Origin of the sequence: Caproicibacter fermentans, from assembly GCF_014303955.1 — a bacterium.
Lineage (GTDB): Bacteria > Bacillota > Clostridia > Oscillospirales > Acutalibacteraceae > Caproicibacter > Caproicibacter fermentans.
Window position 1 is genome coordinate 2,948,203 of the sequence record NZ_CP060286.1, and the last position, 23,908, is coordinate 2,972,110.

The following is a 23,908-nucleotide window of genomic DNA, read 5'->3' on the forward strand; positions in this document are numbered from 1 at the left end:
GTTAAACATGAGCTATGTTCAAACGCCAACTGCTGTGTAAGCAGCAAATCAAAAATGAAACGGAGAATTTATTATGAAATTAATCGTACCGGTAGAAAGTAAATCCCTTGATGTCCCCGTTTGCCCCTCCTTTGGTCGCTCTCCGCTATATGTGTCATTTGATACCGAAACCGGAAGCTGTGAATTTTTGGACAATTCCGCTGCCACAAGCCAGGGCGGAGCCGGAATCAAAGCTTCTCAGATGCTGGTAGATCATGGTGCAAAGGCTGTCATCACTTACCGCTGCGGGGATAACGCCGCGCAGGTTTTAAACGCCGCGAAAATCGAATTGTATAAGGCCCAGAATGGAAGCGTTTCTGAAAATATTGAAAAATTCAAGAGGGGAAAACTTTTGCGTCTCTCTGAAATTCATCCCGGATTCCATAACCACGGGGGTGCTAAAGAATGAGGATTGCCGTACTCAGTGGCAAGGGTGGAACGGGAAAGACCCTCGTATCCGTTAATCTTGCCTGTGCCGCTGAAAAAGCGGTATATGTAGACTGTGATGTGGAAGAGCCTAACGGGCACCTGTTTTTGAAACCGGAAATAACGGAAAAACAATCAGTTACTGTGGCGGTGCCTGAGATTGATATGAGCAAATGCACAGGCTGCCGAAAATGTGTTGATTTTTGTAAATACAACGCGCTGGCTTTGCTTCAGGACAGGCTGATGATTTTTTACGAGGTTTGTCATTCCTGCGGAGGCTGTATCCTTTTCTGCCCCGCAAAAGCGCTCACCAAAAAGCAAAGGGAAATAGGCACCATTGAAATTGGCAATTCCGATAATGTCACCGTTCTTACCGGCTGTTTGAATACCGGAGAGGTATCCGGAGTCCCAATCATCAAAGGACTCATGGGAAAGCTGCCGGAACAGGATACGATCGTAATCGACTGTCCTCCAGGAAGTGCCTGTATTGTTATGGAAAGCATTCGTGAGGCTGATTTCTGTGTGCTGGTCGCCGAACCCACTTTGTTTGGCGCTCATAATCTGGAAATGGTCTATGAACTTGTGAAACTCTTTAACAAGCCGTTCGGCGTTGTCCTTAACAAATGTTTGCCCGGAGAAAACCCTTCCAAAAAATTTTGCGAGGAAAAGAAGATCAATATCCTTGCTGAAATTCCTTATGATGAAAATTTGGGCAGGCTTAACTCCAAAGGACTTGTGGCTGTGCGCGAAAGTGGACAATATTATGAGCTATTTCGAAATCTCCTCTATAAGGTGGCTAAGGAGGCGCTGCAATGAAACAGCTTTTAATTCTTAGCGGCAAAGGCGGTACGGGAAAAACAACTGTAGCCAGCGCGTTTATAGCATTGAGTAAAGGCAGAGCGTTTGCTGACTGCGATGTGGACGCTCCTAATCTTCATCTTGTTATGTCCCAGTTATCTGAACCGATAAAAACGGATTATTATGGTTTTGGAAAAGCGGTGATTGATCAGAAAAAGTGTATCCGATGCGGCCTGTGCGAAAAAAACTGCAATTTTGGCGCGATAAAGGACTTTTCTATAGGTGAATTTGAGTGTGAGGGCTGCGGCGTCTGTGTGGGAATTTGCCCCGTACAGGCGATTACAATGATAGATCACGTATCCGGCAATATGATGCTTTATAAAAATGATGGAAGAGTGTTTTCAACTGCGCAGCTCAAAATGGGCAGCGGAGCTTCCGGCAAGTTGGTTACGGCTGTCAAGCAACAGCTAACCCAGGAAGTGCCTGACTCCGAGCTGGCCATTATAGACGGGTCGCCTGGAATCGGATGCCCTGTCATTGCGTCGATCAGCGGTGTGGATTTTGTGCTCATTGTAGCTGAACCAACCATATCCGGAATGCATGACATGAAGCGAATCATTGAAACCTCAAAGCATTTTGGAGTCAGCTGCGCTGTATGTATTAACAAGTACGATGTTAATACTGATGTCGCTAACGAAATCGAAAGTTATTGTAACAGTTTATCGGTACCGGTCGTCGGTAGAATTCCTTATGATACGGCAGTTATTAAGGCGGTAAACAATTGTCAGAGCATCGCTTGTTATCCGGATAGCCCGGCGGGAAAAGCGATCGCGTCAATATGGAAAAGAATTTCAAATGATTTAATTTCATTAAAAAAATGTATGTGAATGTAAAGACGTAACGGAATATTTTGTACATTATAAGGGATTGACCGTTTTTGATGCGGAACGCACAGATTACTAACAAATAATTTATCCTCAATCCGGGGCACAAACCTAGTTCCCATCTTTTCTTCCTTTATGATAATGTTAAACGCAATTAATTATTTCGAGCGCGGCATGAATGGGGGTAAAAAATGAAGTAATTACCGAAGTATCCTAGGGATACGAAAAAAATTGACGGCAATTATCTGCAGGGTGAACTGAAGCATGTTGACTAGTGCGGAGAATAATCGGTACTTTAAAATTGAGACATAAGCCACAGGAATTATGGTACTGATTAAAACTCTATGACAGCCTGACTGCCGATTGCCGCAGTGCAGAAACCTGCTCATCCGAGGGTGGGTTTCTGCTTCTTCTACGACATGAATGTGCTCTTCCTTAATCTGTGGCCTATTTACGCTTTTTTCTGTAACGGAAAAGGAAGTCTTACAAATGCGAGGATTCACCTATACTATGTGGAGGTTGAAATAAAGATAACCTACGCATAGCACATCGACGACATAAACATGTAAAAAAGGCAGCAGTTTGTAACGTGCAAACTGCTGCCTTTTTTTGTTCGACTTTTTTCTTATCCGTTCGACCGGATAGTATCTTTTTTGCACTTTGTGGGTTCTTGATCAGAACGCTGAAAAAACATTTGTGTTGCAGATCTCCGCCGCTTGTTCTTCATTTTCGGATTTCAACAATAACGAAATGGAGGACAAGCCCTATGGCAAAGTATCAAAAAAAGACAAATTATCGGGAGAAGTATCCCGATGTAAGCAGGGAAATCATTGAGGTTTTGGAAAAAAGCGATCGACAAATGGAGTACCTGCAGTATGACATCAAGGTCGAGCGTTGTAAAATAGATTCTGTCAGCGGTACCGTTACATATCTTCCCAGCCGGGAGGACTCCTACGAGCGGCTGCTGGAAGGGAACAGGCAATTTACCGCCGCTGGCGAGGGTGTGGACGATGCCGCTATTAAAACCGTGATGATCGAAAAAATGCTGACCTGTCTCAAGCAACTCAGAACGGAGGAACAGGAACTAATCATGGCCCTATTTTTCAATGACGACAGTGAACATCAGCTGTCCAGAAAAACCGGCGTTCCGCAGCGGACCATTCATGACCGGAAGGTAAAAATTCTGGCGAAATTAAAAAAATTGATGGAAAAGTAATTTTTTTCTGCTGGCCCCTTTGCTTAACATGGAAATAAGCTGGGGGTAAGTTTCCCGCTTCCATAGGACCGTGTATATGCGGATTTGTGACATCATCTCGGATTTTTTTTTGATTTCTCCCAAATATATTTGAGAATTCGACAGTAACGTTGTATAATGTGAATATCCAAATTTAGGAGGGTGCCTATGTCTGTTAGCTATAAAAAGCTGTGGAAGCTGCTTATTGACCGCGATATAAAAAAGAAAGACCTGTGTGTTTCGGCCGGTATCAGTCCCTCCTCGCTTGCCAAGCTGGGGAAAAGCGAAAATGTCAATACGGATATTCTCGTGAAGATCTGCAACGCGCTAAATTGTGATGTGTCCGATATCATGGAGGTCAAGCCGGCATCCGCAGAAAAGAAGGAGGAATCTGGGAATGAAAAGCACAGCTCCTAAGCTGCCCGGAAAGTTCTGCAGGGTGCTCTCCTTTATTCCCTGGATCAATTGGCTTTCCGTACTTTATATCGGAATCGTGAATACTAACGCACTGCATATTATTTGCGGAATTGTTTATGCGGTCATAACCTTCGCGGTTCCCTCTACGGCGCCGGTTTTTTGGATTGTGGGGGTCATCCAATATATTTTCGCTTACCGGAGCATCAAAAAGCGGATGGCTTCGGCTGAGACGCTTCCCGTCAAGCCGCAGGAAAAGGTCAATATCCATTCCCCATCACCGACAGCCCCCGGCTTTTCCGACATGGTGCTGCCGGGGGAGCCGGAGAAAAAACAGGCCGTTCCCGCAAGGCCGCAGTATTCCGCTCCCACGGTCCGGGTTTCGATCCATGATCCGCATGAAAAGTTCTTTGCGGATATGAAAAGGTTTGCCCAGAAGGACGGGAAAGCAGTTCCCTTTGTTCCCTTCATGTCTTATTGGCCAACTTATGACAGTATGAACAAAAGCCAGCAGGCATGGTATTTCTACTGGCGTTCCCAGGTTCGCCAGGGAAATTACATCGACACGGATCTGTCGTACATTTTCGTACTGATCTATGAATTGCTTAGCGCAACAGGATGGGAAACCCCGCAGGATGGCTATGAAAAGCTCACTCGGGTATGGAACGCCTACCGGGAGAGATTCCCCGCGCTGGATCGTTATCTGGCAGATTGGATATTTGACTTTGCCCGACAGAATGAACTTACAGACTTTTCCCTTTCAGAGCAGGAGAACCCTCACGCCTCGCCCTCGGCCAAAACGGATCTGATGATTGCCCAACATGCGTCCGAGGTTCCATTGAAGCTCTCTTTTTCTCTCATCGACGCGCTGTGCGACTATTCCATTGTCAGCAGCAAGTTCTATAAAGACGGCAATCAGGAACTGATGCGGGAGGCTATTCCTCGGGTTGTGGCTCTTGCTGACGCCGCACTTCAAAAGAAGACGGGAAAGGGTATCCTGGATACCTATGGTCCGACCCGAGCAAAAAAGCAGGACTACTATGCGTTTGCAAGCGCGGTATGCCCCCAGGCAAATCAAAAAATGACCTTTACGGTCAAGGGCTATTCCGCTTCCCCAAAACTGCGCGCTTACATCAATGAGCTGGTTCGCTACGGCGAAAACTCACTGAGAGGTTTGTGCGGATGCCGGGGCCGTCTTCGCGGGATTACGCTGGACCCGGAAACCTCAAAACTGATCGACAGCTTTCTGGCAAAAGAGTATGGCAATCGGCAGAAAATTGATTCGTCGGATGAAAAGCCCACGAAGGTCGTCCTGAATTTTGAGAATATTAACACGCTGCGGGAAGAATCGGACGCCGTACGGGAAGCACTTTCGGTGGAAGAACCGGAAGCCAAAGCAGAAAAGACTTTGCTGACCGATGTAAAAGAGGTCACCTCAATTTATCTGGCGCTGTCGCCTGAGTCGCGCGGCCTTCTGGACCGCTTGCAGAAAAACGCTTGGGAGGTTCCTTCCCAACAGGGAGACGAAGCCTTGATCCAAGAGATCAACCGGCAGTCGGAACGATATCTGGGGCGCGCGCTTCTGGTCGTGGAAAATTCCGATATTATCGCAGAGGACGATTACCGGGACGAACTCGCCTACATTTATGAAAATCCGCCCGCGATACCGGCGGAGGAAGCCCGGACAAAGTGCTTCGACGCATCTCTCCTGCCGGAAGAATTCCGTGGCTTTATGGAAGCGCTTTCGCCGGAGCAGGAAAAGGCTCTATTCGCTGTGACTGCGTCCGTTGACTCGCAGCCGGAACTGGAAAAAATCGCAGAGGAAGCGCTGACCATGCCGCAGATTCTTCTGGACGACATTAATGCGGCGGCCATGCAATATCTGGGGGATATTCTGATTGATACCGCCGAGGAATCGCCGCATATTCTAGACGAATACGCGCCGACTTTGAAAAAATCAATTGCTTAGGGGGAACGTTATCATGCAGACCGTAAAGATCAGCCGCCGGGAATCCGGCGCGCTTCTCAATTCTCTGATTGCCGGCGTCGTGCCGCGCGTCGGGCTTCGGCACATCGCTGTCGGGCGGCAGAAAGAGGTAGGCGCTTTTTTACAGGATTTATCCACAATTGAAGACGGCGGCGCGTCTTTCCGCCTTGTGACCGGCCAGTACGGCAGCGGCAAAAGCTTCCTGCTGCAGATGATCCGCAATAACGCCATGGAACGGAATTTTGTTGTCGCGGACGCAGATCTTTCCCCGGAACGCAGGCTGACCGGCACGAAAGGACAGGGCCTTGCAACCTACCGGGAGCTGATGCAGCATCTTTCGATTCTGACCCGGCCGGAAGGCGGGGCGCTGGAGGCAATTCTGCAGAAATGGATCAGTTCCCTGCAGGCGGCCGTCATTCAGGAAAGCGGCCTGCATCCCGGTGATCCGGGAATGGTTGACGCCGTCAGCGGCAAAATCGTAGCGGTCATGGCGGAGCTTTCCGAAATGGCCTATGGCTTTGCTTTTTCCACGGTGATCGAAGCCTACTGGCGCGGGATGAAAACCGGGCAGGAGGAACAGAAGCGGTCGGCGCTCCGCTGGCTGAGAGGCGAGTACACAACAAAAACGGAAGCGCGGCAGAACCTCTCAGTGGACTGCATCATTGACGACCAGAGCTGGTATGATTTTCTGAAGCTGTTCGCACTGTTTGCGGTAAGGGCGGGCTATCAGGGACTGCTTGTCTTTCTGGACGAGGGCGTCAACCTCTATAAGATTACTAATAAGCAGGCAAGAGACAGCAATTATGAAAAAATCCTGACGATCTTCAACGACACCATGCAGGGGAAAGCCCGGTATATCGGAGTCTTTATGAGCGGCACGCCGCAGTTTGTCTATGACGAACGCAGAGGCCTGTTCAATTACGAAGCTTTGCGCTCCCGTCTGGCGGACAACCAGTTCAGCGCAAACGGCTATACCGATTATTCGGGCCCAGTAATCAAGCTGAACCAGCTGACTCCCGAAGAAATCTATCTTCTGCTGGAACGCCTTTGCGAGCTTCACAGCTGCCATTACAATTACACCTGCCGGCTGGGGCAGCGGGAACTCACCACGTTTCTGAACGCGGTCGTTTCCCGCATGGGAGCGGATCAGCTTCTGACGCCCCGCGAGGTAACAAGGGACTTTCTCGGCCTTTTGAATATCCTCCATCAGAATCCGGAGCTGAGCTTCGATACTTTGGTGAATGAGAAGGGCTTTTCCGTCCAGAGCGCCGAACAGAACCCGGAAGAAGTGCCGGACAAAGAGGATGAGCTCTTCGCGGAATTTAATATATGAGCGGGACCGCATTCGAGCGCTACGCGCCGTTTATTCAGGAATACATCTACCGGAAACGCTGGACGGACCTGCGCGAGGTACAGGCGGAGGCCTGCTCCGCGATTCTTGACACGGACGATCACGTTATTATTGCTTCCGGCACGGCGTCGGGCAAGACGGAAGCCGCTTTTTTCCCCATTCTGACCACTCTGTACCATCACCCATCGAACTCCGTTGGCGTTTTGTATATCGGGCCGCTGAAAGCCCTGATCAATGATCAGTTCGAGCGGCTGAGCGGTCTACTGGAGGACAGCGGTATCCCGGTCTGGCCGTGGCACGGGGATGTTTCGCAGTCTATGAAGCAGCGCGCGCTGAAAGAAGCACAGGGCGTCTTGCAGATTACGCCGGAATCGCTGGAAGCCCTGCTCATGCTTCGCCCGTCAGAGGCAGCCCGCCTTTTCGGGGACCTGCGGTTTGTTGTCATCGATGAGATTCATGCCTTTATGGGAACGGACCGCGGACTACAGGTGCTGTGCCTGCTGTCCAGACTGGAAAAAATCGTGGGCTGCCGCCCGAGGCGCGTCGGCCTGTCCGCCACGCTGAACGACTACGAACCCGCGCTCCGGTATCTGGCGGCCGGGACGGATCGCCGCGCGCAGGCCGTTGGTATCCGTCATCATGGACGCACGATTTCCCTCTGCGCCGACAGCTTCCTCCTGCCTCACGACCCGGAAGAAGCGGAAAAGGTCATGGCGGAATACAATTCTTTTCTCTACGATAACTGCCATGACAAAAAGTGCCTGATCTTCACGAACAGCAGAAGCAACGCCGAAAAGGTCATCGCCGACATGAAAGAGATCGCGCACAAAAGGCAGGAAAAAGATGTTTTTTTTGTACATCACGGCAGCGTTTCCGCCGCGCTGCGGCAGGAAGCGGAAGCCGCCCTGCGCGACCGGGAAGGCCCGACCGTCGCCGCAGCCACGCTGACGCTGGAGCTGGGTATCGACATCGGAGATCTGGATTCCACCATACAAATCGGCGCGCCTTACTCCTGCACCAGCTTTGTCCAGCGTCTGGGACGTTCCGGTCGGCGCAGCGGAAAATCGCAGATGATGTTTCTGGAACTGCTGGAGCCGTCGGAGCGGAATGTTTTTGAACAGCTGCCATGGACGCTTCTACGGGCGATTGCCATCATTCAACTTTACCTCGAGGAAAGCTGGGTGGAGCCGTTCACCCTGAAGCCGAAGCCGTTCAGCCTTCTTGCGCATCAGACGCTAAGCACCTTGATGACCTACGGAGAGCTCAGTCCGCCGGAACTGGCCCGGAGCGTCCTGCTTCTTCCCGCCTTCCGTGAGACGATCACCCAAGAGGAATACAGGCTGATTCTTCGCTATATGATCGCTGAGGATTACCTGCAGCGTGTGGAAAACGGGGCAATTATCGTAGGTATCCGTGGCGAGCGGATTACCAACCATTATTCATTCTACGCTGTTTTTCAGGATGAACAGGCTTACCATGTGCAAAGCAAGGAGGGAGAAATCGGCACTCTGGACAGCTGCCCGACAGCGGGAGAAGTTTTTGTTTTGGCCGGACGAACCTGGAAAACGCTTGATGTCGATATGGAGCGGAAAATCGTATATGTCGCGCCGGTGAGAAACAGCCGGATTCCCAGCTGGAACGGAAGCGGAGGGCATATCCACACCAAGATCGTTCAGAGAATGAAAAAAGCTCTGGAAGAAGACGTCTGCTATCCGTACCTGACACCCAGGGCGCAAAAGGTGCTGGAAGCCGCCCGCTCTCTGGCAAGAAAGTCCGGTATGCTGGAAAGCAGCATCCTCCCGTGCGGGGAAAACTCCTTCTATTTCTGCCCATGGGTAGGCTCAAAGACAATGAAAACCATCAAGTGCCTGTTCAGCTGCGGACTTAAGGAGCCGCTTCAGATTTACTCCGTTTTTGGGGGCGACCATTACTTGCAAATCACAAGCGGCTTTTCAGGGGCTGAGTTTTTCCGGAGAATGGCGGAACTGTCCATTGACATGGACGACCCGGACATGGTTTCGCCGGAGGATCAAATCCCACAGGTGGACAAATACGACGCCATGATTCCGGGAGAATTGCTTCGCAGCGCTTTTTTGCATAACGAGCTGGATCTGGAGTCGGCAATTGATATTTTGAAAGATGTGGAAACCTGCAGTTAGTACGGAGGTGTTAAAACAGTATGAGAACAGCAATTACTCAGGATACCTATGATGAAGTTTCACGCATTGTGGAATGCGCCTTAAGCTCTGACACAAAAAAGCAGGCGGAACCGTTTACAAAGCGCCTGGAGTTTTTACGTTCCTCCGGTGGATATGGGGGATATGCAAATTGTGTTTTTGGTGACTTGATCGCGTCGACAAAACGCGCGTCCGGGAAAGTGGCAGACAAGGAAAGATTGAGCAGTTTCGCACGTACTGATCTTTATAAATTGAAAAGTCAGATCAGCAATTTTGCCGATAGCAAAAATATAAATGTCAGGGATTGACGTACAGGCAAAACGAACGCATAATGCGTCCGTTTTTACCGGGGATTTGGATACAACAAGCAAAATTGTTTTAATCTTAAGTTGTTTTTCCGAAATGCCTTTGAATGAGTTTAACTACTTCAACCATTGGAATGATGAGAAAAGCAAGACCCATGGCAGTCATATACTCCACAAATGAAATTGAGGTAAATCCAAAGGCGTTCACCAAGAACGGAACATAAATAACGACTGTCGTCAGAATGAGCGCAAGCGCAGCGCCACACCAAAGCCAGATATTCTGGCCTTCCAGCTTAAAAATTGAACCCCGGCGGGAACGCATATTAAAGGACTGAAAAATTTCAGCCATTGACATGGTGAGAAATGCCATTGTCATGCCATCCGGGCTATTGGTGATCTCCCAAGCACCCGCTTCCATGCGGTGACCAATGAAGTACGCCGCTAAGATCAGAATAGTGACAAATACGCCCTGATAAAGGACATCAATCCCGACGCCACCGGAGAAGAGGCCTGCTTTCGCATTGCGCGGGCGCTTTTTCATGGCATCCGGCTCCCCGCGTTCCATGCCGAGCGCCAGCGCGGGGAAACTATCGGTAATCAAATTGATCCAGAGAATGTGAGCTGGCTTCAGCAAGGTAAAGCCAAGCAAGGTAGCCAGGAAAACGCCAAGGACCTCGCTTAAATTGGATGAAAAAAGGAACTGAATCGCTTTGCGGATATTGGCATAGATTTTCCGCCCCTCCTCGACGGCCGAAACGATTGTCGCAAAGTTGTCATCCGCAAGGATCATATCCGCAACATTTTTTGTCACATCGGTACCGGTGATACCCATCCCGACGCCGATGTCCGCAGCCTTTATACTTGGCGCGTCATTGACTCCGTCCCCCGTCATGGCTGTGACTTTCCCGCAGCGTTTCCATGCATTTACGATCCGCACCTTATGCTCCGGCTGTACGCGTGCATAAACGTTGTATTTTCCAATGACGCGATCCAGTTCCTCATCTGACAGAGAATCCAGTTCCTGCCCCATGATTGCCTGGGAACGGTCTTTGAGAATTCCCAAGTCCTTTGCAATGGCAATTGCAGTATCAATGTGGTCTCCGGTAATCATGACGACACGGATTCCGGCTTCCCTGCATTTTTCAACTGCCGCCTTGGCCTCGGGCCGAACGGGATCAATCATGCCGTACATTCCAAGAAAAACCATATCATTCTCAAGCTCTTTGGGCTCAAAGCTGCCCGGCTTTTCAGGGAAATCCCTATAAGCAGCGGCGAGGACACGCAACGCCTTGTCCGCCATCTCCTTATTTTGACGCCGGATTTTATCTTTTTCATCCTCCGTGAGTGCCACTACTCCGTTTTCGGTACAGATCCGGGTGCAACGGCGAAGAATTTCATCCGGTGCCCCTTTGGTATACTGGACATAACCGGTTTCCGCTGCATGGACTGTCGACATCATTTTCCGCATGGAATCGAATGGTGCTTCGCCCACACGCGGCCATAATTTTTTGAGCTTATTTTTATTGAGGAATATTTTGTTCGCATAATTAACCAAGGCACACTCTGTTGGCTCACCTACCGCAGAGCCTGTTTCTTCATCGAGCTCCGCGTCCGAACAAAGGCACATCGCCGTGCCGAGCTTCTCTGCGTCAGCGCCGTAGGAATCCACTACGGTCATCTTGTTTTGTGTAAGCGTTCCGGTTTTATCCGAGCAAATGACTTGGGCACAGCCAAGCGCCTCCACTGCTGTCAGGCGGCGGATAACAGCATTCTTTTTCGACATCTTGGTCACGCCGATCGAAAGAACGATTGTGACTACGGCCACAAGACCCTCCGGAATTGCCGCAACCGCCAAACTGACAGCTAGCATAAAAGTATTCAGGACAACGAGAGTGGAAAACGCCCCCGCTTTGATGAGCCCAATTACAAAAACAATCACGCAGATTCCCAGTACGGCCCAAGTCAATATCTTAGACAGCCCCGCGAGTTTTAATTGCAGCGGTGTTGCCTCCTCTTTTGACTGAATCAGTGCATCCGCGATTTTACCCATTTCCGTCTGCATGCCAGTGCCGCAGACAACTGCGACGCCGCGTCCATAGACAACAGAACTGCCCATGTAAACCATATTTCTGCGGTCGCCCAATGGAATTTCCTGCCCATTTGCGTCAAGCGAATCCGACGTTTTTTCCACTGGAACAGATTCGCCAGTAAGTGCGGATTCCTCCACCTTCATGGATGCACACTCTATAATCCGCGCGTCGGCAGGGACTGAATCCCCTGCCTCGAGACGGATAATATCACCAGGAACGAGTTCCTCGCTCTTCACAACTATTACTTTTCCATCCCGCAACACCTTTGAGGTAGCTGCTGTCATTGTCTTCAGAGCGTCGATAGCCTTTTCGGCCTTATTCTCCTCAACAACGCCAAGTACAGAGTTCAGCACGACAACGAACAGGATAATAAACACATCTGCAAAAGATTCGCCTGCATAGGCAGATGTGATACCAGAAAGAATTGCGGCTGCCAGCAAGACAAGGATCATTGGATCGGCAAGTTGTTTCAGGAAGCGGGCGAACAGGCTTGTCTTTTTTTCTTCCGCAAGCTTATTTTTACCATACGTTCCAAGCCGTTTTTCCACCTCAGACGCTCTAAGTCCGCTCTCCGAAGACTGAAGCGCTTTCATAACCGCTTGCTTTTCCTGAAAATAGTATTTCATAATGTCAGTACTCCTTTGAGAAAATTGTAAGCAACAAAAAAACCCACCTACAACACGCCGCGATACCAATCAATGGAAACGCAGCAAATGTTGTACATGAGTCTCGTTCATTAAGATATGTCAGGCCAGATCGACCGTGTATGTTGACATATCACACTTTCGTGCAAACTACTCCCTCAAGGGTAATCTGTTCTTATATTAATTTCTTATACTGTACCGCTTAATTTTGTTTTTGTCAATGCTCTTGTGAAACTGCTGTCGAAATATAATGATACCAAAAAACAAACGAAACCGTGTACAAAACGGCCGGAGTTTTTGCATTTCTCTGCAGATATGGAGGGTATGTTAATTGTGTATTTGGTGACTTGATTGCGCTGACAAAACGCGCGTCCGGGAAAGTGGCAGACAAGGAAAGATTGAGCAGCTTCGCACGTGCTGATCTTTACAAATTGGAAGGTCTGATCAGCAATTCTGCCGATAGCGAAAATGTGAACGGCGTGGATTGACGTACAGGCAAAAAGAGAAGCAGTACCTTGGGGTGCTGCTTCTCTTTTTACAAGAAATTGATTATTGCTTTTTACTCGCCGCACTCGTCGTGATGCTGATGCTCGTGGCAGACGCTGCCGGTGGATTTCAGTTCGCCTTTCAAGTAACTCTCCGCCGCTGTCCGTGCGTCGCCGGAAGCACCCGTCACGACCTCCACATCCCGCTCATTGAAAATATCCACAGCACCCTGACCCATGCCGCCGCTGATAATGACCTTTACGCCCTTATCGGCGAGAAAGTTGGGCAGAAAACCAGGTTTGTGGCCGGGATTGTCAACGGATTCCTCTTTCGTAATCTGATTGTTCTCCACGTCAAACAGCATGAAATTGACACAGTGACCGAAATGCTCCGTTACTTTTTTGCCTTCAGCGGCAACCGCGATTCTAAACATACTTTTTCCCTCCGATTCATTTGATTGATTGATTTGCCCCGCCAGCAGTTCGCCAACAGTATCGAACCAGTTTCCGTTAAACAGTTCGATCATCCCGGCGTCACAAGCGGCCGAAATTTTGGGGTCGATGGGGAGCTTTGCCAACACCTGCAACCCATGTTTTCCGGCAATCTCGTCGATATGGCTCTCCCCGAAAATTTTGTAGTCCTTCCCGTTATCCGGACACCGGAAATACGACATGTTTTCGACCAGCCCCAGCACAGGGATCTTCATCATCTCCGCCATCTTCACCGCTTTGGAGACAATCATGGAAACCAGCTCCTGGGGCGAAGTCACAATGATGATGCCGTCCACGGGGATGGACTGGAAAACCGTCAGCGGCACATCGCCGGTTCCGGGGGGCATATCAATGAACAGAAAGTCCAGGTCGCTCCAAATTACGTCAGTCCAGAACTGCTTTACGGTGTTCCCGAGAATCGGGCCGCGCCAGATGACCGGGTCGGTGTCGTTCTCCAAAAGCAGATTGACGGACATGATGGCAATGCCGGTCTTGCTCTGCCTGGGGTACAGCCCCAATTCGCTTCCCTCAGCCTTTCCGCGGATGCCGAAGGCTTTGGGAATGGATGGCCCCGTCACATCCGCGTCCAGTATGCCGACCTTGTATCCAAGCCGCTGCATGGTGACTGCCAGCATTGCGCTGACAGAGGATTTCCCGACGCCGCCTTTTCCGCTGACGACGCCGATCACTTTTTTCACATGGCTCAGCGCATTGAGCGCCGCCCGGAAATCATGCTTTTCCTCTTTGCGGTCCGCGCACTCCATGCCGCAGCTTCCGCAGTTGTTGTCACAGCTTTTACTCATATTCTTTCACCTCTTACAGACTGATTGCCAGCCGGCTTCCGGTCGACAGATAGCCGATACGGTTTCCCATCACGGCCTTTAACCGCTGATACGCTTCCTGCCCCGTGCAGTGGCAGGTGTAGTACCGCGCGCCGGTTTGCAGAAGCTCCCGCGCCAGAGTGTCCACCGCCTCCGGGGATTCGCTTTTCCCGGAACCACGGCTGTGAAGATGGAATCCGCCGATTACCACGTCGGGAAAATGCCCGTAGTCCGACGTAAACTGCCGGACAATGTTGAGAATTCCCCGGTGGGCACAGCCGGCAATCAGAACGGCCCTTTTGTTCTGCCAAATGACCAGATTCTGCTCATGGGCAAAATCATCCGGCACAAAGGCTTCGCCTGCCTTTCGGTACAGCTCCGCATTGCCGGAGGGAACGGGCGTGATTTCCCGCACTTCCGAAAACAGCTCCAATTCCCCGTCAATCTTCTGACGCCCTCCGCAGAACACAAAGCGTTCATTGGGCAAAAGTTCCGGAGCAAGGCCGATATAGGCCTTGTGCCCGTCAGGGCGGTCGGCATAATGCGGTTCAAAGGCCCGCTCCTGCACATAGACCTTTGCCCGTTCGTTTTTTTCCAGAAAGGTTTTCAGCCCCCCGCCGTGGTCATAGTGTCCATGGGACAATACGGCAATATCCACCGCCGAAAGGCTGGCGCCCAGCTTGTCGGCGTTTTCCGCAAACAGCCCGCTTGCCCCGGTATCAAACAGCAGACGGTGCTGACCTGTTTCCACATACAGGCTGAGGCCATGCTCGCAGCCAAAATCTTCGGACGCCGCCGTGTTTTCCGACAGGACTTTGAGCATCATCTCGTTTCACCTCCTAAAAGCAGTTCCTTCACCTTTTCATAGACGTTCCGCACCGCCCGGCCGGACGGACAGTCCAGCTCCGCAATGCTTCTGCCGCTGTTGACGGCTTTCACCGCCTCCGCGTCAAAGGGGATTACCCCGGCAAAAGGAATCTGTTTTGCGCGGCAAAATGCGCGTATTTCCTCCGTTTTGGCGGGATTCACGTCGGCCTTGTTGACACAGACCGCCGTCTTTGTCCGGAACGTTTCCGCCGTTTTCACAATGCGCTCCATGTCGCTGATGCCGGAAGCAGACGGTTCCGCCACGATTAGCACCATGTCCACTCCGCTGATGGAGGCGATAACCGGGCAGCCGATGCCGGGGGAGCCGTCAATTACCGCCAACTCCGCATCTCCGGCGGCTGACGTCATTCGTTTTTTCACCTCGGTCACCAGTTTACCGGAAGTGCCGCTGCCCATCGCGAGCTTCGCCGTGGAGAAAACGCGGGTATCGTCCCGATACAGCGCCAATTCCCCCGCAGCAGTTGGTTCCATGGATACTGCCCCCGCCGGGCAGACCGCCGCGCAGACCCCGCAGCCCTCGCAGGCGAAGGGTTTCACTCGGAACGGAGTACCGGCTTCGATTGCATCAAACCGGCAATGGGAAAGGCAAGCCCCGCAACCGATACATTTGTCTGAATCAATCTGGGCTTTCGGCATCCCGAAATAGTCGGTACGCTGGGGCAGACTGCTCCAATGGGAAATCAGATGCAGGTTGGGTGCGTCCACATCGCAGTCGGCATAGGCATTTGCCTTGAATAGAAAGAGGAAGGCTCCGGCGACGGTGGTTTTTCCCGTGCCGCCCTTACCGCTGAGAATCAGAAGCTGCTTCATGCCGCGCCTCCTTTCCAATTTGCTCCAGCAGGGAGCCAAACAGCGCGCGGTACCGCTCGTTTTCCCGTGCGGCAATTCCGCCCTCCGCGTTCAGAGCGCCCAGCTCGGCATCGAACGGGATACGCCCGAGAATGGGAATCCGGTGCTCCAGACAGAACGACTCCGAAGGGTTTTCACCCGCCTGACATTTGTTGAGCACCGCGCCGAAGGGCTTATGAAACAGCGAAACCAATTCATAAACCATGGCCAGATTGTGCGCGCCGAATATGGTAGGCTCCGCCACCAGAACACAGAAATCCGCATCCTGAATGCTCTCCATCACGGCGCAGGCGCTGCCGGGGGGACAGTCGATGAAAACGGGGCGGTTCCCGCTGTTTGGAATTTTGCTAAGCAGTCGCTTAATCACCGGAATGCCGGAGGCTTCCCCGATGTTCAGCCGCCCCGTATATACATCTACACCATCAGATACTCCGGAGAATACCGTTCCCACGGCCTTGTCCGTTTCCCGGATAGCACCGGCGGGGCAGAGCAGGGCGCACCCGCCGCAGGAGTGACAGACCTCATCAAACAGCATGGGGTGATTTCCGGTAAAGGCCCGCGCGTGAAACGCGCAGAACTCCACGCATTTCCGGCAGCCGGTGCAAAGGGCTGTATCAATTTGTGGAATTTTGACTGCAACGGTTTCCTCTTCTGCTGCTTCGGGCTTGAAAAACAGATGGCCGTTGGGTTCCTCCACGTCGCAGTCCAGATACACCGCGTCCCCGGCCGCCGCCGCGAGATTGACCGACACCAGCGTTTTCCCCGTGCCGCCCTTGCCGCTGAGCACCGCTACGGTCAGGGGCTTATCCGCCATGGCCGTGAAAGCCCGCGTGAAATTCGGAAAGCGGCGAAAGCTTTCCCGCGGCCAGAGCTTCGAGATTTTCCTTTGCCGTTCCGTCCATGGCGCGGTAAGCCTTGATCTTCGCGCCGCTTAGTACCTTTTCCGCGTTTTCTCCGCAGCGGGGCGTAATCAGTTCGTCCGCGCCGCTGTCCGCCAGAAGCTGCGCCGCGGCGATGCCTGCTCCGCCCGAGCTTTCCGCCGCGCTGTTGGCAATCCATTTGATTTCCTTCGTATTGGTATCATAGAGCAAGAAATACGGCGCGCGTCCAAAGGACGGGCATACGCCGGATTCCGCATTTTGCTCATTCATGGGAATCGTGATTTTCATAAGGTTCCTCCGTTTCATTTTCCGTATTCTCAAAGCGCCTGCCACACCGGTGCCTGCGGCATCCGTTTCCGCCGCAGCCGTGCCCCTGCCCGTCGCAGAGGCGGTATTCTCCGCCCTCAATCAGCAGCGCCTTGCCGTTTACCAGCGACTGCGCCAGCTTCTTCCGGGCGCTGTCGTAAATGCCCTGCACCGTGGTGCGGGAAATATCCATCTGCGCCGCGCACTGCTCCTGCGTAAATCCGTCCAGGTCGATCAGCCGGATGGCTTCAAACTCATCCACCGTCATGGTAACCGTGTCCTCAGCCTGTGCATCCAGCGGGCCAAAGCGATTATTTTCGGGCAGGCAGCAAACTCTTCTCCATTTTCTTGGTCTTGGCATTTTCTCACCTCGCTTTTAGACAGAAACAAACCGGAGCGTCCCCCGGTTGTTTCCGCCCGCCTTACAGACTTTCCAGCTGACGGTCAATGTCCGCAAGCCGGTTTTTCAGCGCGTTCTTCTGCAACTGAAGCAATCCTTTGCGATCCTCCGCCGATAGTTCATTTCCGGCAGGAAATTGGCGAAAGCCACGGCCAAAGCCGCGTCTGCAGGCCATGCCGAGTCCAAGGCCAAGCCCCGCGCCTTTGGCAAGGCTTCCCGTACCGGCGCACGGCCCTAAGCTCCGTCCAGTCATGGCGCCGGCGCCCATAGGGCCGGTTCCGTTTCTTCCTGGCATATTGTTCACCTCCTTATAGTTTCCGGCATATGTCGTTTACAAATACTATTATAACCAGTTTCGGGCATATGTCAATAATAAATGCAAATCTTTTTCAGCGGACAACAGAATCCAGAATTTATGCATTGCACATTACGTTTGTATTGAGAATAATAGTAAAAACCGTGCGTTGAGTTCGTGCAGCACAAGCTCTAATAAGGCATAGACTAGCATGCTTCCCAAGACGCATTGAACGGCTGTCAGCCTCATTACCATCTTACAGCCAATTAACGGGCAGCCTGCGCGAACCTTATTTTTATGTAATTAATGTGATTGTCAGTTTCCCCGTTTCGATCTAAAATAAAGGAAACTTCTAAAAGTACTTGATTTCACCAGCAGATTTGGTAATTTAATACGCTGTAGCTACACTCAAAAAGTCGACAGTCCTTTATAAGTTGCGACCTTTTTGTTCCTATCACTAAAAGTGAACGTCAGCTGCCCAGAAACAATGGCATGCTACAGCAAACGATTCACGACAGAAAGGTAAAAGAACCTAACCAAGTTAAAAAAATTATGGAAAAGTAAAATTTTTTCCGCTCAACCCCCTCACTCAACGGGTAAGTAAGTGAGGGGGTTTTTTCTATTTCCCTCATTTGTTCCTTGAAAATTTCATATCCGGCAGCATAAATACATGATCTGTCCGGCCGTGATGAGCGGCAGCGACGATGACGGGCGCGCCAAGACTACTTGCGGATGGGTGACAGACATCCGTCGAACCGATGGCATCGAAGGCGACGAGCGGCAAGGCCCGGTCATAAAACAGCCTGTGGTGGGCTGTTTCGCAATGAAACGGACAGTGCCAACGCTACTTCCGTCCAGCCACAGACTCAAGCAATGGGGGCGGCTCGCAGAGATCCTGGGAGAGGTGAAATTCCTATGGCGTTTGCTTAACCGGCAAACCGTTTATGCCGCCGCCCTTGCTTCGGGAAGCAGTGCCGAATAGAAGCATTAAAATGAAGAATAAGTGGATTTTTTGATCTTAGAAACTACGCGGCAGGGCAAATGCGCCCTGCCGCGCCCTTGTAAGATCAAATCGTATTTAAAGAACTGGAGGTGTACGTATGGAACTGAAAAAAAGAGCATGGCTGTACTGTCGCATCGACGCTCCGGAGGATGCTCATGGTGCCTTAAAGGGACAGCGAAGGGAACTTTTGGATTACGCGGAACAGATGGGCCTTGAAATCGTGGGGGCTTCTGAGGATCTCGGCAGCGGGCTTAATTTTGACCGTGCTGGCCTTATGGAAGTCATGAAAGCGGCGGGAGATGGGAAAATGGATGTGCTGCTGGTAAGAAGGCTGGACTGTCTTGGGCGAGACACCGTGAAGATGCTTGAATTTCTCCAGGGCTTGGATCAGTTGGGTATCAAGCTCTATTCGCCATTGGAAGGCGAAATCAGGTTGCTCAAAGATATCGATGCGATCCATGGGCTTACCATGGGTACGGAACAGGAGGCTTCGCTATGAAAACAACTCAGCAGGATAAGAAGACAGAAACCATAAAAATCCAGATAAATGGAATACCTGTTACCTTGTTTTTTGCTACGGAGCCGAACAAAGAAGCGGCTGATTTTATAAAAAAGGCCCTAATCAATGCTTATGTGGTTAGGACTGCGTGATTTCAAAATATAACTTGAAGGCGGTTCTTTTCTGATGCAAAACGTAAAAAATCCGGCTATTTATATAGCTTTCTTCGGCTTTGTGTGAGATAATGTCGTTGGTGAAAAACCAATTGTTCCTTGACAATTGAACATATCAAGTGTCCGGTCTCTCACACAAAAACCAACGAATATGAGAGGACGGATACAAAATGGCTGAAAGAGTTTATTGTTTATACAGAGTTTCCACTGCCAAGCAGGTAGACCACGATGAGCAGAATCAGGCAGATATCCCGATGCAGAGGAAAGCATGCCATGAATTTGCGGAGCGTATGGGTTGGACCATCGTTCGTGAGGAACAGGAAAACGGAGTTTCCGGGTTCAAAGTCAGCGCCGCTGACCGCGATAAAATACAGCTCATAAAGGAACATGCCAAAGAGGGAAAATTCGATATCTTTCTGGTATTCATGTTTGACCGGATCGGGCGTATCGCGGAGGAAACACCGTTCATTCTGGAAGATTTGTTTGCATCCGGCGTAAGGATCTGGAGTGTGAACGAGGGCGAGCAGCGGTTTGATTCGCATGTTGATTTTCTTACCAATTACATCCGTTTCTGGCAGGCCAGCGGCGAGAGCAAAAAAACGTCGATCCGCACCAAGACCGCGTTAGGCCAGATGGTTCAGGAAGGACGCTTCCGCGGTGGCACGGCTCCGTATGGCTACCACCTTGAAAAAAGCGGTATCATTAACAAGCGCAAGCACGAAGTGAACAAATTGGTCATCGATGCGGAAGAAGCCGAAGTTGTGCGCATGATGTTTAATCTATGCGTATCAGCAGGTTACGGACGCTGGCGGCTTGCCATGTTCCTTAACGATAAGGGCATCAAAACCCGCAACGGAACCAACTGGCATGACGCTTCAGTAGGCGCGATCCTTCACAACGTAATGTATAAAGGCATCCTTCGCAGCGGATCAACTTACTCAGAACCTTTTCATGAACTTCAGATCATTGAACCAAGCACCTTTGATCTTGCGCAAAAGCTTATGACTGAACGCGCATATGAAAAGAATGAAGAAAGAACTGCTCCGCTGAATACCGCGGGTCAATCGCTTCTTTCCGGAAACGTATTCTGTGGGCATTGCGGAGGACGCCTGGTCCTAACCACCAATGGAAAAGTGGTCAAGCTTGCGAACGGTGAAAGAAAGGGCGTCAAGCGCATTCGCTACATCTGCTATAACAAAACGAGGCGCCGCCTTGACTGCGATGGTCAAACTGGTTATACTATGCATATTCTTGACGAGGCAGTGACTCAAGTGCTGCATCAGATTTTCGACCGCATGTCCTCCGCTTCTGACAGCGTAATTCTTGGAAGCACAGAAGATCGCCATATGGCTGAGTTGCGGGCAGAAGTGAAAAGAGCCAAAGCCGAGAACAGCAAAGCAACAACGGAGTATGAATCCATGAAAGCCGAAATGGTAAAGGTTGTTCTTGGCAAGAGCGATATGCCCAAGAATGTATTGTCAGAGGTTGTAAATGAGTGCCGTGATAAGGTTATAGCCACCAGTGAGCGGTTAACTGCGTTGACAGCCGATTTGGAACGCGGCAACGCGAGGGTCAGCGAAATGAAATCTGAACTTTCCCGCATCCGCACGTGGTCGGAGATTTTCGATGACAGCAATATGGAAGTCAAGAAGATGATTGCGAACTACATCATAAAGAGAGTCAACGTATTCAAAGGTTATAAGCTGGACATTGAGCTGAACCTGAACGTGCAGCAATTTCTGAATGGACTTGACAGCATCAGCGTCGATGAAGAACCGACCCCTGCGGCGGCATCATAATTGCTGCAACTCCAAAATACTCTTTTCAGCTGAGTAGATATCCACATATATGGGTTGGGTTTTGTGGTGGTGCACACCCGATACTTCGGGAGAGCGCTTGAATGGCATTCAAGAGGTCAGCGGTTCGATCCCGCTTATCTCCACCAAAACGATAAACCACAAGGCCAAATGACCTTGTGGTTTTTTCTTATACATGAGATCGGACACTTGATTATGTTTTCTTTAATTTCAACAGACGACACGTCTGCCCATCTCAATCCGATTAAGATTTTTTAAAGAGTAATCGTAAATTGATGCAATAATAATTTGATGGTCTGAAAAATCTCTATCTAAAATATTCATTAGTTTTTGAATGTTATCTTTATCCATTTCTTTTCCCGATGGTGAATCAAGTATTATTGGAAGTTTTACATTGAGAACTGAATCTACCGCTTTAATGTATGACATTTTGAAAGCGAATACCATCTTCATTAGGGTGGCACCACTAAGTTCCTTGAGATTATGAGTAAATACGAATCCAATTCCTGATGACATATACTTAGTTAATCCCAATTCTATTCCATACGTTTCAATAATATCATACATATCCTCAAGAATAGAGTTGTTGTTTTTCGCCAGTTCCGTAAGAGCTCGTTTAACTTCACTCTGCCGAGTATTAAGTTCATTCAAAATATTATCAACCGCTACTGCATCGATTGATATCTGCGATAAATTCTTATCGAATGCCTCGATCAAGGTTTCTGATGTAGGTTGCTGTGATTGATAATAAATTAAGTTTCTCAGCTTTGTGATCTGCTGATCTAACTTTGAAATCTGTGCTACTAATAGCTTTTTCCGTGACAGCAAAAAATCTGTATTGTCAATCAGTCCAACGATTGTGTCTTTGTTTACAGGTATCTCAGTTCCATCTGGAGCCTTTACACGCAAACTCATTTTTTCAATAAATTTTCCAATAGATATATTATCTGAAAGAGTGTTGGTAACCTGCGTAAGTTCTCGCCTAAGTGATTTAACATCAAATGAGCATACAGCTAAGTCGCGCTGTAGGGATTCATCGTATGTATCATGTATGATGTCGCCTTTTTCTTCATATACTTCCTGTTGATATTGCGCGACATCTTTCATCTGTTGATATTTTTTGATATCCCGCTCCAATAATTGAAGCTCAGCTTGAAGCTTCTCATAATCTCGACCCGACAGTCCAAGAATAAGTTGCTCAATATTGAACCCAATGCTACCTATTACTTTGCCACGATTAAGTAATGTCCAACCCTTTTCTTGATCCATATAGAACGTGCCAAGTAGATTATTGAGAATATCATTATCCTGCGTACCAAACAGTAATGAATGAAACTGGTTGAGCTCCGCCGGAAGAATGTAATAATCACTTTTTGTGCCTTCATTTACTATAAGATATTCATTTTCGCGTTTTATATGATATGTTATAGATTTTTCCTCCAAGATGGTTTGAGTGGAACATTTTTCAAATTTAATATTTTTTGTGTTTGGGATTGGATACCCAAGTGAATAGAGCATTAAGCGCAGAAGTGTGGTTTTCCCAACTGTATTATCGTTACTGTGAATTAAATTGGCGTTTTCTGAGAATGTATATGTTTTTGATTTTTGCCCCTCTGTAATCGTTATGGATTTAAATATCATAACAAATTCACCCTCTTTTTAACGTCATTTATTAATCGCCTTTGCTGGATAATTTGGTGCAGAATAATTTTTATAAGTGCTTCCGTTAAATCATCCTCTGACGTATCAGATGAAAAATCGTCTAAATACTCTGACCATTTTGAAGTAATAAAAGCAAGGACTCTTTCGTTACCAGTTTCATCAGTCTTTGGGTAGCTCTGAAAATCGCCTACAACACGAGTGACAAATGAAAACTTTTGGCATTTACATGATATGAAACTTTTATACCTTTCCATGATTTCTTCATATTCTCCATCATCCATGTCATCTATAAAAGGATTTCCTCTTCGCTCATTATCGCACATAATGACAATGAGCGGCCACATGATGTCCTTTTTTGTCAATATAATAGCTGTATTATGGAGGGTGGCATTTTCAAAGAGTTGCTTTTGCCATATATCTAGTACCTCCTGTGCGGAGCCCGAAATGGCGGACTTAATTGATGAGATGAAATCCTTGACTTTCTCAATAACCACCTTATAGCGGTCGTGCATATCGTTCTCAAAAGGCAGGGTATATATGTACAGTTTTGCTTTGTCTATATTGGTGCAGTTGCCCTTGCAAAGAATCCCGTCCACTACTTTTTTGCCGCTGTCATTTAAGGCAGAATAGGGCTTCCGAGACTGGCCATAAAAGCTCGGCATGGATTTTTTATCAGCCAAAGGATTATATGCATTAGTAATATAGACTAACTTACATACATTTGGATTTAATGCATCTTGATTTAATGTTCCGAACCCATCCGAAAGCTTTTGTTTTACATTATTCGTACTGGAGGGATTAGCCAACGCTTTTGCCTGAGAAAAAATACATCCACCATCTGTCATTGTAATTTCAATATCTTCGCTCTGGCCCTCAACTCTAACTTTTTGGATATTTTCAATATCCTCAAGCATAAGGACAATCGCAGCATTGATCTGAAAGTCCCATCCAAATAATGAATCACTTGCATTTGTTCCGGACATATCTA

23 protein-coding genes are annotated in these 23,908 nt (G+C 49.3%); 13 read left to right on the forward strand and 10 right to left on the reverse strand.

Translation table 11 applies throughout. The features are described from left to right. Positions 1-73: 73 nt before the first annotated feature. The 9 genes from HCR03_RS14640 to HCR03_RS14680 all read left to right on the forward strand — a co-directional run bounded on the left by HCR03_RS14640 (position 74) and on the right by HCR03_RS14680 (position 9,618). Positions 74-448, forward strand: a complete 375-nt coding sequence (locus tag HCR03_RS14640) for a NifB/NifX family molybdenum-iron cluster-binding protein (protein WP_187035017.1) — start codon at positions 74-76, stop codon at positions 446-448. Continuing rightward, positions 445-1,281, forward strand: a complete 837-nt coding sequence (locus HCR03_RS14645) for a nucleotide-binding protein (protein ID WP_187035019.1) — start codon at positions 445-447, stop codon at positions 1,279-1,281. The genes HCR03_RS14640 and HCR03_RS14645 overlap by 4 nt, the downstream gene beginning before the upstream one ends. Beyond that, entirely contained in the window at positions 1,278-2,150 is an 873-nt protein-coding gene (locus tag HCR03_RS14650; RefSeq protein WP_187035021.1) for an ATP-binding protein, read from the forward strand. The genes HCR03_RS14645 and HCR03_RS14650 overlap by 4 nt, the downstream gene beginning before the upstream one ends. Before the next feature lie 763 nt (positions 2,151-2,913). Next, positions 2,914-3,363 carry a sigma-70 family RNA polymerase sigma factor gene (locus tag HCR03_RS14655; RefSeq protein WP_187035023.1) on the forward strand — a complete coding sequence of 150 codons (450 nt, stop codon included), beginning with the start codon at positions 2,914-2,916 and terminating at the stop codon, positions 3,361-3,363. A gap of 186 nt (positions 3,364-3,549) precedes the next feature. Further along, a complete protein-coding gene (locus tag HCR03_RS14660; RefSeq protein ID WP_187035024.1) occupies positions 3,550-3,798 on the forward strand; it encodes a helix-turn-helix domain-containing protein in 249 nt (82 codons plus the stop codon). Beyond that, positions 3,779-5,764 (forward strand): TerB N- and C- terminal domain-containing protein, encoded by a 1,986-nt coding sequence (locus HCR03_RS14665; RefSeq protein WP_187035026.1) that lies wholly within the window; start codon positions 3,779-3,781, stop codon positions 5,762-5,764. The genes HCR03_RS14660 and HCR03_RS14665 overlap by 20 nt, the downstream gene beginning before the upstream one ends. A gap of 13 nt (positions 5,765-5,777) precedes the next feature. After that, complete coding sequence (locus HCR03_RS14670; protein WP_187035028.1) at positions 5,778-7,115, forward strand: ATP-binding protein; 1,338 nt, start codon at positions 5,778-5,780, stop codon at positions 7,113-7,115. Continuing rightward, on the forward strand, positions 7,112-9,292 hold the full coding sequence (locus HCR03_RS14675; RefSeq protein ID WP_187035030.1) for a DEAD/DEAH box helicase: 2,181 nt from the start codon (positions 7,112-7,114) through the stop codon (positions 9,290-9,292). Before HCR03_RS14670 ends, HCR03_RS14675 begins: the two co-directional genes overlap by 4 nt. A gap of 20 nt (positions 9,293-9,312) precedes the next feature. Beyond that, entirely contained in the window at positions 9,313-9,618 is a 306-nt protein-coding gene (locus HCR03_RS14680; RefSeq protein ID WP_187035032.1) for a hypothetical protein, read from the forward strand. A 76-nt stretch (positions 9,619-9,694) separates the two neighbouring features. Here the strand turns inward: HCR03_RS14680 and HCR03_RS14685 are convergent, their stop codons facing one another. The 8 genes from HCR03_RS14685 to HCR03_RS14720 form a co-directional block, all read right to left on the reverse strand. After that, entirely contained in the window at positions 9,695-12,331 is a 2,637-nt protein-coding gene (locus tag HCR03_RS14685; RefSeq protein WP_187035034.1) for a calcium-translocating P-type ATPase, PMCA-type, read from the reverse strand. Between the two features lie 577 nt (positions 12,332-12,908). Continuing rightward, the gene (locus tag HCR03_RS14690) at positions 12,909-14,129 is read right to left on the reverse strand and encodes an iron-sulfur cluster carrier protein MrpORP (protein WP_187035036.1); all 1,221 of its coding nucleotides are present in this window, start codon (positions 14,127-14,129) and stop codon (positions 12,909-12,911) included. A gap of 13 nt (positions 14,130-14,142) precedes the next feature. Further along, a complete protein-coding gene (locus HCR03_RS14695) occupies positions 14,143-14,973 on the reverse strand; it encodes an MBL fold metallo-hydrolase (protein ID WP_187035038.1) in 831 nt (276 codons plus the stop codon). Next, complete coding sequence (locus tag HCR03_RS14700) at positions 14,970-15,845, reverse strand: ATP-binding protein (RefSeq protein WP_187035041.1); 876 nt, start codon at positions 15,843-15,845, stop codon at positions 14,970-14,972. Before HCR03_RS14700 ends, HCR03_RS14695 begins: the two co-directional genes overlap by 4 nt. Beyond that, complete coding sequence (locus tag HCR03_RS14705; RefSeq protein ID WP_187035044.1) at positions 15,817-16,698, reverse strand: nucleotide-binding protein; 882 nt, start codon at positions 16,696-16,698, stop codon at positions 15,817-15,819. The genes HCR03_RS14700 and HCR03_RS14705 overlap by 29 nt, the downstream gene beginning before the upstream one ends. Further along, positions 16,688-17,053: a NifB/NifX family molybdenum-iron cluster-binding protein gene (locus HCR03_RS14710; RefSeq protein WP_187035046.1), complete on the reverse strand. Its 366-nt coding sequence runs from the start codon at positions 17,051-17,053 to the stop codon at positions 16,688-16,690. The genes HCR03_RS14705 and HCR03_RS14710 overlap by 11 nt, the downstream gene beginning before the upstream one ends. Further along, positions 17,028-17,432: a DUF134 domain-containing protein gene (locus HCR03_RS14715; protein ID WP_187035048.1), complete on the reverse strand. Its 405-nt coding sequence runs from the start codon at positions 17,430-17,432 to the stop codon at positions 17,028-17,030. The genes HCR03_RS14710 and HCR03_RS14715 overlap by 26 nt, the downstream gene beginning before the upstream one ends. A gap of 61 nt (positions 17,433-17,493) precedes the next feature. Next, positions 17,494-17,766 (reverse strand): DUF5320 domain-containing protein, encoded by a 273-nt coding sequence (locus HCR03_RS14720; RefSeq protein WP_187035050.1) that lies wholly within the window; start codon positions 17,764-17,766, stop codon positions 17,494-17,496. Between the two features lie 823 nt (positions 17,767-18,589). On the opposite strand from HCR03_RS14720, the gene HCR03_RS14725 reads away from it, so the two are divergent. From HCR03_RS14725 to HCR03_RS14740, 4 genes are all read left to right on the forward strand, one after another. After that, positions 18,590-18,748, forward strand: coding sequence for a hypothetical protein (locus HCR03_RS14725; protein ID WP_187035052.1), 159 nt, complete (start codon positions 18,590-18,592; stop codon positions 18,746-18,748). A gap of 118 nt (positions 18,749-18,866) precedes the next feature. Beyond that, entirely contained in the window at positions 18,867-19,268 is a 402-nt protein-coding gene (locus HCR03_RS14730; protein WP_187035054.1) for a recombinase family protein, read from the forward strand. Further along, a complete protein-coding gene (locus tag HCR03_RS14735; RefSeq protein WP_187035056.1) occupies positions 19,265-19,420 on the forward strand; it encodes a hypothetical protein in 156 nt (51 codons plus the stop codon). The genes HCR03_RS14730 and HCR03_RS14735 overlap by 4 nt, the downstream gene beginning before the upstream one ends. Before the next feature lie 191 nt (positions 19,421-19,611). Next, the gene (locus tag HCR03_RS14740; protein ID WP_187035058.1) at positions 19,612-21,240 is read left to right on the forward strand and encodes a recombinase family protein; all 1,629 of its coding nucleotides are present in this window, start codon (positions 19,612-19,614) and stop codon (positions 21,238-21,240) included. 228 nt (positions 21,241-21,468) lie between these two features. Here HCR03_RS14740 and HCR03_RS14745 read toward each other — a convergent pair whose 3' ends face one another. Continuing rightward, entirely contained in the window at positions 21,469-22,899 is a 1,431-nt protein-coding gene (locus HCR03_RS14745; protein WP_187035060.1) for a hypothetical protein, read from the reverse strand. After that, complete coding sequence (locus tag HCR03_RS14750; protein ID WP_187035062.1) at positions 22,896-23,903, reverse strand: hypothetical protein; 1,008 nt, start codon at positions 23,901-23,903, stop codon at positions 22,896-22,898. The genes HCR03_RS14745 and HCR03_RS14750 overlap by 4 nt, the downstream gene beginning before the upstream one ends. Positions 23,904-23,908: the final 5 nt, after the last annotated feature.

Bases quoted from the DNA above. Each gene is read 5' to 3' on its own strand.
- HCR03_RS14640 (WP_187035017.1), top strand. From the start codon at position 74: ATGAAATTAATCGTACCGGTAGAAAGTAAATCCCTTGATGTCCCCGTT.
- HCR03_RS14645 (WP_187035019.1), top strand. From the start codon at position 445: ATGAGGATTGCCGTACTCAGTGGCAAGGGTGGAACGGGAAAGACCCTC.
- HCR03_RS14650 (WP_187035021.1), top strand. From the start codon at position 1,278: ATGAAACAGCTTTTAATTCTTAGCGGCAAAGGCGGTACGGGAAAAACA.
- HCR03_RS14655 (WP_187035023.1), top strand. From the start codon at position 2,914: ATGGCAAAGTATCAAAAAAAGACAAATTATCGGGAGAAGTATCCCGAT.
- HCR03_RS14660 (WP_187035024.1), top strand. From the start codon at position 3,550: ATGTCTGTTAGCTATAAAAAGCTGTGGAAGCTGCTTATTGACCGCGAT.
- HCR03_RS14665 (WP_187035026.1), top strand. From the start codon at position 3,779: ATGAAAAGCACAGCTCCTAAGCTGCCCGGAAAGTTCTGCAGGGTGCTC.
- HCR03_RS14670 (WP_187035028.1), top strand. From the start codon at position 5,778: ATGCAGACCGTAAAGATCAGCCGCCGGGAATCCGGCGCGCTTCTCAAT.
- HCR03_RS14675 (WP_187035030.1), top strand. From the start codon at position 7,112: ATGAGCGGGACCGCATTCGAGCGCTACGCGCCGTTTATTCAGGAATAC.
- HCR03_RS14680 (WP_187035032.1), top strand. From the start codon at position 9,313: ATGAGAACAGCAATTACTCAGGATACCTATGATGAAGTTTCACGCATT.
- HCR03_RS14685 (WP_187035034.1), bottom strand. From the start codon at position 12,331: ATGAAATACTATTTTCAGGAAAAGCAAGCGGTTATGAAAGCGCTTCAG.
- HCR03_RS14690 (WP_187035036.1), bottom strand. From the start codon at position 14,129: ATGAGTAAAAGCTGTGACAACAACTGCGGAAGCTGCGGCATGGAGTGC.
- HCR03_RS14695 (WP_187035038.1), bottom strand. From the start codon at position 14,973: ATGATGCTCAAAGTCCTGTCGGAAAACACGGCGGCGTCCGAAGATTTT.
- HCR03_RS14700 (WP_187035041.1), bottom strand. From the start codon at position 15,845: ATGAAGCAGCTTCTGATTCTCAGCGGTAAGGGCGGCACGGGAAAAACC.
- HCR03_RS14705 (WP_187035044.1), bottom strand. From the start codon at position 16,698: ATGGCGGATAAGCCCCTGACCGTAGCGGTGCTCAGCGGCAAGGGCGGC.
- HCR03_RS14710 (WP_187035046.1), bottom strand. From the start codon at position 17,053: ATGAAAATCACGATTCCCATGAATGAGCAAAATGCGGAATCCGGCGTA.
- HCR03_RS14715 (WP_187035048.1), bottom strand. From the start codon at position 17,432: ATGCCAAGACCAAGAAAATGGAGAAGAGTTTGCTGCCTGCCCGAAAAT.
- HCR03_RS14720 (WP_187035050.1), bottom strand. From the start codon at position 17,766: ATGCCAGGAAGAAACGGAACCGGCCCTATGGGCGCCGGCGCCATGACT.
- HCR03_RS14725 (WP_187035052.1), top strand. From the start codon at position 18,590: ATGAAACGGACAGTGCCAACGCTACTTCCGTCCAGCCACAGACTCAAG.
- HCR03_RS14730 (WP_187035054.1), top strand. From the start codon at position 18,867: ATGGAACTGAAAAAAAGAGCATGGCTGTACTGTCGCATCGACGCTCCG.
- HCR03_RS14735 (WP_187035056.1), top strand. From the start codon at position 19,265: ATGAAAACAACTCAGCAGGATAAGAAGACAGAAACCATAAAAATCCAG.
- HCR03_RS14740 (WP_187035058.1), top strand. From the start codon at position 19,612: ATGGCTGAAAGAGTTTATTGTTTATACAGAGTTTCCACTGCCAAGCAG.
- HCR03_RS14745 (WP_187035060.1), bottom strand. From the start codon at position 22,899: ATGATATTTAAATCCATAACGATTACAGAGGGGCAAAAATCAAAAACA.
- HCR03_RS14750 (WP_187035062.1), bottom strand. From the start codon at position 23,903: ATGTCCGGAACAAATGCAAGTGATTCATTATTTGGATGGGACTTTCAG.